Source organism: Flavobacteriales bacterium, assembly GCA_013214975.1.
In the GTDB taxonomy this organism is placed as follows: Bacteria; Bacteroidota; Bacteroidia; order DT-38; family DT-38; genus DT-38.
In genome coordinates this window covers 1-12339 of the sequence record JABSPR010000099.1, presented here as the reverse complement: position 1 = coordinate 12339, position 12339 = coordinate 1, and the positions used below count along the sequence as shown (strand labels likewise).

The following is a 12339-nucleotide window of genomic DNA, read 5'->3' as shown; positions in this document are numbered from 1 at the left end:
GCTATGGCAGCTAATATTGCGAATTCGATTGGGGATCAATTGGATTCAGTTCAGAACAGAATTCAGAGAGATAGAGCAATACGGGGATTGGAGATATTGGAGAATAAGTTGTTGGAAACATCGAATTCAATAGAGCTATTGGAAGATTCATTGGCTATATTTCACAAGCTTGGAGTATTAGATTTTTCGTCTCAAGTAGCTGTTTATAGCGAGTATTATGCCCAAGCTATTTCTGAAGGAAGAAACGGTGCTGCGGAAAAACTGAAAAAGACATTAGAAACAATTAGTATTAATGGAATCGACTTTATGGGGCTAGAGAAAAGTCTGATATCCTTAAAACAAATAAAGGAAAATCTTGAAGTTCAGTATTTTAGTGTGAAAATTGATGCAGAAGAAGATTTTGTACATAAGTTTGTAGTGAATAGGGCAGAAAAGGCCGAAGTGAAATCTAAACCAATTAGGTGGCTAATTGTGTTAATTGCAACGTTATCGACATTTATATTTTCACTGGTACTGTTGGCGTTTAGAGAAAGAAATAGGTAAACTGAATTTTGCATTTTGAACAGTATTATTGAATCATATACTCTGATAAAGGATCTTTATAAATGGCGTGTTCGTTTAGTTTACGTATTTGTTATTTCCACAGTGTTTTCAGTTGCTCTAGCTTTTCTTATAACCCCAAAATATAAGTCAGAAGCAGTTCTTTACCCGTCTAATTTGCAGGCATATAGCTCAGAGGCGCCTTCAGAGCAATTGTTGCAATTTCTGTTGTCTGAAGATATTTTAGAACGACTTATCGTCAAGTGTAGTTTGGCAGAACATTTTGAAGTAGACTTAACTGGAAAAAATGCAAGAACGGAAGTCAATAATATACTTAAGGAGGCTTTGTCTGTAGGAAAAACAGAATTTGAATCGATTCGGCTTGAATATCTTGATGCAGATCCTCAAGTTGCATCGAATGTTCTAGATACTTTAATCGTTTTGGTTCAAGAGCAAATACGATCCATTCATAATAATCATTTTGAGAACTCAATTAGATCCGTAAAGAAGGAGATGGATTTGAAAAGAATGGAGATTGATTCCTTTAAAAATAAACTTCGTTTTTATGAAGAGGAATATGGAATAGTAAATTATGAGGTTCAAACAGAAGAACTATACGCCGTTTACTATTCAATTAAGGGTGATCCTAAGGTGGGTAAGAAAGAGTTGGATGAAGTATCTAAGCTAATTGAGGTTCTTAAAAAGCATGGGGGTGCGCAAGACACATACGCCAGATTGTCTATTGCCGCGCAAGAAGATTTTATAAGTTTAAAACGGCATTATGAAAAGCTTGTAGAAACATTGGAGTTTAAGAAAATCTATGTTAACGTGGTTTCTTCAGCAACTCCTGCGGAAAAGAAGCATTACCCAATTCGTTGGTTAATAGTTTTATCTATCACGATGTCAAGCTTTTTTTTAGCTTTAATTGTTTCGTATTTGTTGGAGAATGGGAGAGAACGGAACTCGTGAAATAGAGGAGAATAACTCCAAATGGGTAATCTGGGTAAGTGCTATATATGTACTTCTGAATGCCTATCTAACTTATAAAGAAATTTATTGGTTATATCTATTACCAGTTATTTTGGGTGTGGTTTATCTTGCGGTATATCAACTTGATAAGGTGATATTGGTGCTCTTTTTCTTGACACCTCTTTCTGTTAATGTTGAGGATATTGGATTAGGGGTAGGGGTTAATTTCCCTACAGAACCCTTGTTCTTTGGCTTATTGATACTTTTATCACTAAAGCTGGTAAAGGATTTTAATAAAGGGAACAGTATATTAAAGCATCCGGTTACAGTTGCTATACTTATTAATTTCGGTTGGCTTTCACTTACTACACTTACTAGTGAATACCCACTTGTCTCGGTGAAATTTATGGTGTCTCGATTGTGGTTTTTGGCATCTTGCTATTTTGCTTGTACAATTTTATTTCAGAATATTTCAAATATTTATAGAAGTGTATGGTTATATGTTATCGGTTTTTCTGGCGTAATTCTTTTTTCAATTTACTTTTTAGCCATGTCTGGCTTCGATGAAAGAATAGCACATAGTGCAATGACTCCTTTTTACTCCGATCACACTTCATATGGCGCAATGATCGCAATGTATCTGCCCATGCTGTTTGGTTTTATATTCTATAAGCCGATAAAGCCCTGGGTTCGGAACATCTTAATATTAGTATTTACTTATTTCGTTTTGGCTTTGTTGTTATCTTATTCGAGAGCTGCCTGGTTAAGTATTATATGTTCTTTAGTAGCTTATATAGGATATCTCATTAGAATTAAATTATCACATATAGTAGGTATTGTTTTAGTGATGGTAGGAGTGCTTTTTTATTTCCAAACGGAAATTCAAATGAAGTTTGCAAAAAACGATCAAGCATATTCAGATGAGTTTTTAGAACATATGCAATCGGCAACGAATATTTCTACCGATGAGTCTAATTTAGAGCGTTTGAATAGGTGGGCCTCAGCATTTAGAATGTTTAAGGAAAGGCCTGTTCTTGGATGGGGGCCTGGTACATATTCGTTTGTATACGGTTCTTTTCAAAAAAATTCTGAGAAGACAAGTATCAGTACTAATAGTGGGAATATGGGTAATGCCCATAGTGAGTATATCGGGCCTTTGAGTGAGTCTGGTATTATTGGAAGTCTTTCTTTTCTCTTAATTATTCTTGCCACACTTATTACTGGGGGTAGGCTTTATTTTTCTGCGAAAAACAAGAACTTGAAGTTATTAGTTATAACCTTACTTCTCTCTTTGATAACTTATTTTGTACATGGGGTATTTAATAATTTCTTGGATATAGATAAGGCTTCGGTTCCATTTTGGAGCTTTATTGCTGCAATTGTTGCTATAGACTTATACCATAAAAAAAGCTTAGAAGAACCGGCAACTGATTAGCGCCACATCATCTAAAAACGGTCTGCCTTCCTTGTGTGTATTTAAAGATTTTATTATGTTGAGGTTTAATTCGTTTATCGAATTTCTTGAATATTGCTGTATTGCTTCTTCAAGCATTTCGGTGCCATATTCTTCGTCTTTTTCATTTTCCAACTCTACCACGCCGTCAGTATAGCATACTATTAATGAGTCAGGGGGCATTGTCATGGTGCCTTTATTAATAAAGGGTAGTTCCGTTAGCATGCCAAGCCCAGGACATCCTGTAGTTAATTCTTCGGTTCTTCCATTATGCCATACCATAGGTGGATTGTGCCCAGCATTGATATACTTTAATTTCCTCGTCTTTGAATTATACTCAGCCATAAAGAGTGTTATGAACTTTTCTCCTTTAGCACTCTTTAGCACCTTTTCATTTAGCTGTTTTATTACCACTTCTAAAGTTAAATATTGCTGGTATAGAGCATGAAGATGAGCTTGTAGGTTGGCCATTAAAAGTGCAGCAGAAATCCCTTTTCCAGATACATCAGCAATACAAAAGAGCGATTCATCTTCATTTAGTTGGATGTAATCGTAGTAATCACCGCCAACTTCATTATGGGGTTGGTAATACGCCGAGACTTCAATTTTATCATTGTTGGGTAAAGTTTCAGGGAACAGCATGTTCTGCATTTCCGACGCCATCTCCAGCTCTTTCTTAACCCTTTCTTGCCTTAGCCCTTCTCGTGTTAATCTCTTGTTCTCAATTGCAACGGCAATGATATTAGTAAGTGTTTGGATGAAATTTAGATGCTTAATCGTTGGGCTTATCTGGATTTCATTTTCATTAATGTCTCCTATAAGCACATAAGCAAGGGGCTTATCTTTATGAAAGACAGGAACAATTACATCTAAACTGACATCTTGTAAATTAGAGGATTCTAAAGTTTTTATTTCAATAATATTAGCTAAGTCTCGATTGACATTAATCTTCTTTTCTAAACCTTTAACGCCGTATTTTAAAATGCAATTCCATCCATCGTAATAACTAAATAGAATTAGTTTCCCGATTTTTAATTGATCTTTTAAAACAGATCGGTAAATTGCAATTATTTGTTGGGTAGAAACATTGTTGTTGATTGCTTTTGTGATTTGGAGCAACGCATTAAGTTTGAACTCTGTGAGCTCAAGTTTAGAAGTTTTTTTACGTTTTTGAACTGCCATGAACAGCGGGTGTTTAGAAAAGGTTTGAATTTATTGGATGAAAACCAATTCTTTTTTGTACTTCTATTTATAGATAAGGTTATTATTAAATTTTGCTAGTGTTTATCTTCTGCATCAAGGAAGGGAGCTTTTTTAACATAGCCATCTCTTTCATTTTTTCTCGTGCTTCAGAAACAGGAGTTCCTAAGTAGGTTTTGTTAGGTTCAAGACTATTCCTCACTGCAGATTGAGCAAGAATAACCACTCCTTCTCCAATAGTAAGATCACTTGCAACACCTACCTGCCCCCACAAAGTAACGTTATCTTCTATAGTAACAACACCAGCAATTCCAACTTGAGCTGCAAAAAGACAATTTTTCCCGATCACCGTATCATGACCAACATGTACTTGGTTGTCTAATTTAGATCCTGATCCAATAATTGTTGATGCAGATACTCCTCTGTCAATACTACAGAGAGCCCCAATTTCAACGTCGTCTTCAATCACAACATTTCCACAAGAGATTAACTTATTATATCCTTCTTTAGTTTTTTTATAGTAAAATCCATCCGCTCCAAGAACTGTATTTGCGTGAATTATTACGTTGTTTTTAATTATACAATGTGCGCCAATTGTAACATTTGGATGTATTACGCAATTATCTCCAATAATAGCGCCATCTTCAATTACAACATTTGCCATTATTATAGTACTCACTCCGATCGAAGCAGTAGGACTAATTGATTCGAGTGAAGTATTTGACTTGTAATAGAGGTTAATGATATGGTTAAATGCGCTGAATGGGCTATCTACAATGATTAGGTTTTTACCTTCCGGGCATTCTGTTTCTTGATCAATTAGTATAGTAGTTGCTTTTGAAGAAGTGGCGGCTTTATAATATTTTGAATGATCAACAAATATGATATCCCCTTCTTCTACACGATGAATTTCGTTAATTCCGGTGATGAGTGCATTAGGGTCACCAATAACTTCCCCCCCAACTTTATCAGCGATGAATTGTACAGTAGGAGGGCTAGGAATTCGCATAGACTCTGATTATCCTTTTACTCTTTCAGAATAACTATTATCTCTAGTATCTACTTTTATTTTGTCTCCATCGTTTATGAAAAGAGGAACACGTACTTCAGCCCCTGTTTCCATAGTGGCTGGTTTTAGTGCGTTTGTTGCTGTATCACCTTTAATGCCGGGTTCGGTGTATGTAACTACCAATTCAACGAAAGGAGGTAATTCACAAGTTAAAGGTGTTTCTGTTTCTGCATGATATAGAATATCTGCAATTTGTCCTTCCTTCAATAATTGTGGAGCATTGATCAAGCCTTCATCAATAAAAGTTTGTTCATACGTTTCATTATGCATGAAATGGTAGTTCTTATCTTCCGTATATAGATATTGATATTGTCTTCTTTCTATACGAACAGTTGTAACCTTAACTCCTGAATTAAAAGTGTTATCAACGATTTTTCCGTTCGTAAGATTTTTGAGTTTCGTTCTTACAAATGCCGGCCCTTTTCCTGGTTTAACATGCTGGAATTCAATTATTTGGTAAAGTCCTTTGTTATACTCAATGCATAACCCGTTTTTAAAATCAGATGTAGATGCCACTTGATATGAATTTGATTAAGGTTAAAAATAACGAAAACGGACCAGAATAAATCTTGAAATAGAATTCAATTATAACTGGTGAAAATATCCTTTCATTATTCCTCTTTCTGAATTACGTATGAAGGAAATGATTTCATCTCTTTCTTTAGAAACCGGAAATTCAGTTTCAAGAACTAACATTGCCTTAGTGTTGTTAAACCCTTTAACATATAGGATGCGGTAAATGTCTTGAATAGCATTTATCTGCTCTGGAGAAAACCCTCTTCTTCTTAAACCAATAGAGTTTATTCCAGAATACATAAGTGGTTCACGAGCCGCTTTCGTGAAAGGAGGCACGTCTTTTCTAACCAAAGATCCACCAGAAATCATAGCATGTGCACCGATGTGAACGAACTGATGAATTGCAGTTAGGCCACCAACGATTGCAAATTCATCGATTGTAATATGACCAGCAAGTGTTACTCCATTAGCAAGAATACAGTTGTTGCCTACCACGCAATCATGAGCAATATGAACATAAGCCATCAGTAAGCAGTTGTCGCCGATACTCGTTTTGTTATTCGCTACCGTTCCTCTATTGATAGTTACACACTCTCTAATCGTTACATTATCTCCGATTTCGGTAATAGTAGACTCTCCTTTAAACTTCAAATCTTGAGGGATAGCCGAAACTACTGCTCCTGGAAAAATTTTACAATTTTTCCCTATTCTCGCACCTTCCATTATTGTAACATTCGATCCTATCCATGTTCCTTCTCCAATGGTTACGTTTTTGTCAACTACAACAAATGGCTCTATTACAACATTATTAGCAATTTCTGCCTGCGGATGTACATATGCGAGGGGTTGATTCATTCTTTATTTTTTACTTTAACAATTACTGCCATCATTTCTGCTTCACAAGTTATCTTATCTCCTACGTAAGCTGTTCCTTTCATGTGACAAATTCCTCGTCTTATTGGAGTAAGTAGTTCTAAATGATAAGTAATCACGTCTCCAGGTCTTACTAGATTCTTGAATTTTGCATTATCTATTTTCATGAAATAGGTAAGGTAATTCTCTGGATCTGGAACCGTATTTAAAACAAAAATCCCACCTGTTTGAGCCATAGCTTCAATTTGCAATACTCCTGGATATATAGGGTCATCAGGAAAATGTCCTCTAAAGAAATCTTCGTTCATCGTAATATTCTTAACACCGATTACATGCTCATCATTGATTTCCATTATTTTATCAATGAATAAAAATGGAGCACGATGTGGAAGTATCTTTTGTATTTGCATTACATCATATACAGGCTCTGCATAAATATCTACTCTTTTATGCTGAGTCTTCTTTTTCTTGCCACCCATCAATGCTTATCTTTTTAGCAAATTCGATGTTCGCTTTATGCCCTGGTCTTGTAGCAAAAATTTGACCTTTAATAGGTCTTCCGGCAAGTACTAAATCGCCTATAACATCTAATAGTTTATGTCGAGCAGGTTCGTTTGGATATCGGAGTTCAATGTCATTAAGAATACCTTCTTTATTAATTGTAACATCAGGATTGTCAAATAATTTCGCGAGATCGTCTAATTCATCGTCTTTAATAACTCTGTCTACAATTACAATCGCATTACTTAGATCACCTCCTTTAATTAAATTTTTAGAAACTAGTTCTTCTAGTTCATGCAAGAAACAAAATGTTCTACATGATGAAATTTCATTCTGAAATTCTCCCATGTTGCTCAACGATGCATGTTGATTTCCAAGAACAGGTGAATTGTAATCGAGCATTACTTTAACTGAAAAACCATCATTTGGAACAGCAAGGATTTCTACACCTCTCTCAGACTCACTGTAAGTTATGTTTTCAGTAATTTCGAAATAATCTCTGTCTGCTTTTTGTTCTTCAATTCCAGCTTCAAGAAGCTTGTCTAGGAATGTTTTCGCGCTACCGTCTAAGATTGGGATTTCTTGTCCATCTAATTCAATAATTATATTATCGATTGAAAGTCCGGCAACAGCTGCTAGTGCATGTTCTACTGTGTTTATTCGAACTCCATTTTGTTCTAATGTAGTTCCTCTTGATGTGTCAATAACATTGTCTACATCCGCATCGATGGTTGGAGTGCCTTCCACATCAATTCGTTTAAACTTAATTCCATGGTTTTCTGGGGCAGCAACATAAGTCATTTTAACATTTTGCCCCGTATGTAAACCAACTCCTTCGATGGTAACAGAATTCTTAATTGTTTTTTGCTTGTCAGCCATTTCTTATACCGTTTTTTTTAAATTCTCTAATTCTTGTTTAAGCTTTTTAATCTGATCTTCAAGCTTTGGCACTTTCTTAGTATTTACCATAGCCCTACCGTAATCACCTTTTGTAATTGCTGGAGATCCAATTAGTATTTCACCTTCCTTCTCAACTGATTTGCCAACACCTGATTGCGCTGCAACCATTACTTTGTTCGCAATTTTAAGGTGGCCAATAAACCCTGCCTGTCCACCAATCATACAGTCTTTCCCTATTTTAGTGGATCCAGCAATTCCTGTTTGTGCCGCAATTACAGTGTTGTCTCCAATTTCTACGTTGTGAGCAACTTGTATTAGATTGTCTAGTTTAACTCCTTTTCGGATAATAGTAGAACCTAAAGTTGCTCTATCTATAGTGACATTTGATCCGATTTCAACATGGTCTTCTATAATTACATTGCCAATTTGTGGAACCTTTTGGTAATTGTTCTCACTGTTCGGTGCGAAACCAAATCCATCGCCACCAATAATAACGCCTGGATGAATGATAACATCATTGCCGATTACGCATCTATGCATGATTTTAGCACCTGGATATATAATTGTGCTATCACCAATCGAAACATCTTCGCCGATAAAAACTTGTGCATGAATTTTTGAATTTTTGCCAATCGATGCACCTTTCTCAACAACAACGCATGCTCCAATGTATGTGCTTGAATCGATTTCTGCATTTTCTTCTATCACTGCAGAAGGGGCAATACCACTTTCTTTTCTTTGATTTGGATCGAAATAAGAAAGAAGTTGAGCGAAGCTTTCGTAAGCGCTTTTTACTCTTATTAGAGTAGCTGAAATTTCTTTATCTGGCTTAAAGTCTTCGTTTACAACAATTACGGATGCTTTTGTTGTGTAGATATGCGGCTCATATTGCATGTTGGCTAAGAAGGATATTGCTCCTTCTACACCTTCTTCAATCTTAGAAAGAGTACTTACGGAAATGTTTGGATCTCCGTCAACTCTGCCTTGAAGCATTTCAGCTATTTCTTTCGCTTGAAATTCCATTAGTCAAAAATAATCAATTAATAAGGGGTTTATCTATTAGAAATAACACGTTATGAACAGTTAAATATTACTAATTACTTATGTAATCAAACTCAATTTACCCTAGGAAATTGTTTATTTAAAGGAATTGTTTGAAATAAATCTGGGTGTTTTGTTCTAATGCCTTATATCTCAGATTGAAAACTTTTGGGGTAGTAGAGTAAGTGCTTTTTGATCGGAATTGATAAAGCAGAAATCGTAAGTTGATCTGAAACTTCTGAAATGTTTACAATCTCATCGTTTTTGAATAATACATTGATATTCTCGTTTCCTGTTGTGTAAGCACGGTTTGTTAGGCTGGAAACCGCGAAATAGTACTTTAATTCGGATGCTGGAACGTCGATTTCGTTGAGTGTCTTCTTTTTTAATGAAGCGATTTTTTTCTTGCTAAATGGAGAACTTGAAAGTTCGACTTTAGATAAGTTTCTGTTAATAATGCATTTAGCTAAATAGGATAACGTTTTATCCTTGTGGTTCATCCATTCTTTAATTGAAGAATAGATGTCGTGATCGTCCAATTGTGCATATAGTTCTAGAGCCTTAGTGCCGTTTTCGAACTCTTTTTTTGAGATATCATTTTCAATAAAATAGGTTAGTGCTTTCGTCCCAAATAATTTTGCACCACTACTACTTAATTCTTTTGCTCTTTTTAGTATGTTGATTAGAAGGATTTCGCAAGCGATTGAGGTCTTGTGCAAATACACTTGCCAATACATTAATCTTCTTGCAATTATGAAACTTTCAACAGAGTAGATTCCTTTTGAGTCAATTGCAAGTTTGTCATTTGAGACGTTAAGCATTTTTATTATTCGATCAACGTTTATTACTCCTTCTGCCACACCGCAATAAAAACTATCTCTTTTTAGATAATCTAAGCGATCAACGTCAAGCTGACTTGCGATAAGTTGATGCAAGAATTTCTTTTTGTATTTATTTCGAAAAATTTTAATAGCTAAATCAAGTTTTCCTCCAAATTCAATGTTGAGTTGTTCCATAAATTGAATGGATATTTCTTCGTGCGAAATACTTCCCACAATGCTACTTTCTAAAGAATGAGAGAACGGGCCATGGCCAATATCATGAAGTAGTATTGCGATATGAGCAGCTTCTGCCTCGGCATCTGAAATAATATGACCTTTTGAACGTATTACATCGATTGCTTGTGTCATTAAGTGCATTGCACCCATGGCATGGTGAAATCTGGTATGCAAAGCTCCAGGGTAAATGAGATGGGTTAAGCCAAGTTGGCTTATTCGTCTAAGGCGCTGAAAATAAGGATGCTCAACTAGTTGAAATAATAACGGGGAAGGGATGTTGATAAAGCCGTAAATAGGGTCGTTAAAGACTTTACCTTCTTTTAAAAATTCTGATTCCAAGGATAAAATATTACTTTTAGATAGGGGTTACAAACATTGAAGATAGGAGAATAATATGGATAAAATTAATATACTGTGGGTAGATGATGAGATTGATTTGTTACGACCTCATATTCTATTTCTTAAAGGAAAAGGATACTCAATTTCTGAAGTGAATAATGGTAATGATGCACTGAGCATGATTGATGAAGAGGACTTTGATATAATTTTTTTAGATGAAAACATGCCTGGTATTTCAGGTATTGAAACACTCAACGAAATCAAACTTAAGAAGCCTCAAATTCCCGTAGTGATGATCACGAAAAGTGAGGAAGAATCTATTATGGAAGATGCAATTGGAGGAAAGATTTCAGATTACTTGATTAAACCAGTTAATCCGAATCAAATTCTTCTTGCTCTTAAAAAGAATTTGGATTTAAAACGATTGGTTGAAGAAAAAACCACTTCTGGATACATGCAAGAATTCCGGAAGATTTCTGTGACGATAGATGAATGTCGATCGTGTAGCGATTGGTCCAATGTGTATAAGAAGTTAATTTATTGGGACATCGAGATACAGAATGGTGGTGATGAGAGTATGGAAGAAATATTGGCAACCCAAAAAACGGATGCAAATAGACTGTTCTCGAAATTTGTAGATCAAAATTATATAGATTGGATAGGCGGTGATGAAGACGCTCCTCTAATGTCTCATCAATTAATTCGTGAACGTATTTTGCCTGAAATAACGGATAGTAATGTTGTCTTCTTTGTCTTGATAGATAATCTGCGTTTGGATCAATGGGAATTGCTTAAACCAGTGGTATCCCAATACTTTAAAATAGATAAAGAGGAAATATTTTATAGTATTCTGCCAACTACAACTCAATATGCAAGGAATGCTCTTTTTGCTGGACTCCTTCCAAATGAGATAGAAAAGAAATATCCTTCACTTTGGACAAATGACGGAGAAGGAGAAACAAGTCTCAATGCACATGAAGAAGAGTTATTGGCGAATCAGTTTAAGCGTTTAGGAAAAGATATTAAAACATCTTACACCAAAATCACCAACCTAAATGCAGGGAAGCGAATGGTCGACAATATTTCGAATATGATGAATAATAAATTTAATGTAATTGTCTATAACTTCGTTGATATGCTCTCTCATGCCCGCACTGAAATGGAAATAATTAAGGAGTTGGCTTCTGATGAGGCTGCATATCGCTCACTTACATTGTCTTGGTTCGAGCATTCTCCACTAGCTGATGCAATCAAAGAAATAAGTGCCCTCGGAGCTAAGCTTATTATTTCAACGGATCACGGTACTGTTCGCGTGAAAAATCCAATTAAAGTAACAGGTGATAAACATACTAATGCCAATTTAAGATTTAAAGGTGGACGTAGTTTGGGATACGATAGCGATGCTGTTTTCGAGATTAAGGAGCCGGGAAAAGCAGGATTGCCTATGCTTAATGTAAATACTACATACATTTTTGCCAAAGAAAATGACTACATGATTTATCCCAATAATTATAATCAGTATTCTAATATGTTTAGAAATAGTTTTCAGCATGGAGGGCTTTCGATGGAAGAAGTGCTGATCCCATTTACTGTACTTAGTCCTAAATAATTGACTTATGTCGGAATTAATTAAGCTGCCTTCTCTAGAGGCTTTACCTGAAGTTGCGAGTAGAGTTTTGTCGTATTTAAAAGAAAGTAAATTCTTTATTTTTAAAGGTGAAATGGGGGCTGGAAAAACGACACTTATTAAGGAGATGTGTAAACAGTTAGAAATTATTGACAATATTTCTAGTCCAACCTATAGTATAGTAAATGAGTACAGGTCTTCTAATGAAGAGAAAATATTCCATTTTGATTTTTATAGAATAGAGGACCCTGCG

Annotated in this window: 11 protein-coding genes and 1 pseudogene; 5 read left to right on the top strand and 7 right to left on the bottom strand. The window is 35.4% G+C overall.

The window, feature by feature from the left end; translation table 11 throughout:
• The 3 genes from HRT72_03990 to HRT72_03980 form a co-directional block, all read left to right on the top strand.
• Window positions 1–543: hypothetical protein (locus HRT72_03990; protein NQY66867.1), on the top strand; the 543-nt coding region annotated here is incomplete at its 5' end.
• A gap of 225 nt (window positions 544–768) precedes the next feature.
• A complete protein-coding gene (locus HRT72_03985; GenBank protein NQY66866.1) occupies window positions 769–1509 on the top strand; it encodes a hypothetical protein in 741 nt (246 codons plus the stop codon).
• Window positions 1487–2944 carry an O-antigen ligase family protein gene (locus HRT72_03980; GenBank protein ID NQY66865.1) on the top strand — a complete coding sequence of 486 codons (1458 nt, stop codon included), beginning with the start codon at window positions 1487–1489 and terminating at the stop codon, window positions 2942–2944. The genes HRT72_03985 and HRT72_03980 overlap by 23 nt, the downstream gene beginning before the upstream one ends.
• Here the strand turns inward: HRT72_03980 and HRT72_03975 are convergent.
• From HRT72_03975 to HRT72_03945, 7 genes and pseudogenes are all read right to left on the bottom strand, one after another.
• Entirely contained in the window at window positions 2921–4144 is a 1224-nt protein-coding gene (locus HRT72_03975) for a PP2C family protein-serine/threonine phosphatase (protein NQY66864.1), read from the bottom strand. The two genes, HRT72_03980 and HRT72_03975, sit on opposite strands and share 24 nt — an antisense overlap.
• Before the next feature lie 85 nt (window positions 4145–4229).
• Window positions 4230–5171 carry a UDP-3-O-(3-hydroxymyristoyl)glucosamine N-acyltransferase gene (locus HRT72_03970; protein ID NQY66863.1) on the bottom strand — a complete coding sequence of 314 codons (942 nt, stop codon included), beginning with the start codon at window positions 5169–5171 and terminating at the stop codon, window positions 4230–4232.
• A 9-nt stretch (window positions 5172–5180) separates the two neighbouring features.
• Entirely contained in the window at window positions 5181–5747 is a 567-nt protein-coding gene (gene efp, locus HRT72_03965) for an elongation factor P (GenBank protein NQY66862.1), read from the bottom strand.
• Window positions 5748–5816: 69 nt separating this feature from the next.
• On the bottom strand, window positions 5817–6602 hold the full coding sequence (lpxA, locus tag HRT72_03960) for an acyl-ACP--UDP-N-acetylglucosamine O-acyltransferase (protein NQY66861.1): 786 nt from the start codon (window positions 6600–6602) through the stop codon (window positions 5817–5819).
• A pseudogene (locus HRT72_03955) lies at window positions 6599–8000 on the bottom strand (bifunctional UDP-3-O-[3-hydroxymyristoyl] N-acetylglucosamine deacetylase/3-hydroxyacyl-ACP dehydratase). Before HRT72_03955 ends, lpxA begins: the two are co-directional and overlap by 4 nt.
• Window positions 8001–8003: 3 nt before the next feature.
• A complete protein-coding gene (lpxD, locus tag HRT72_03950; protein NQY66860.1) occupies window positions 8004–9044 on the bottom strand; it encodes a UDP-3-O-(3-hydroxymyristoyl)glucosamine N-acyltransferase in 1041 nt (346 codons plus the stop codon).
• A gap of 164 nt (window positions 9045–9208) precedes the next feature.
• Complete coding sequence (locus tag HRT72_03945) at window positions 9209–10459, bottom strand: HD domain-containing protein (GenBank protein NQY66859.1); 1251 nt, start codon at window positions 10457–10459, stop codon at window positions 9209–9211.
• 55 nt (window positions 10460–10514) lie between these two features.
• On the opposite strand from HRT72_03945, the gene HRT72_03940 reads away from it, so the two are divergent.
• Together HRT72_03940 and tsaE are read left to right on the top strand one after the other, a co-directional pair.
• Entirely contained in the window at window positions 10515–12068 is a 1554-nt protein-coding gene (locus HRT72_03940; GenBank protein ID NQY66858.1) for a PglZ domain-containing protein, read from the top strand.
• A 7-nt stretch (window positions 12069–12075) separates the two neighbouring features.
• A partial coding sequence (tsaE, locus tag HRT72_03935; protein NQY66857.1) for a tRNA (adenosine(37)-N6)-threonylcarbamoyltransferase complex ATPase subunit type 1 TsaE occupies window positions 12076–12339 on the top strand: 264 nt, incomplete at its 3' end.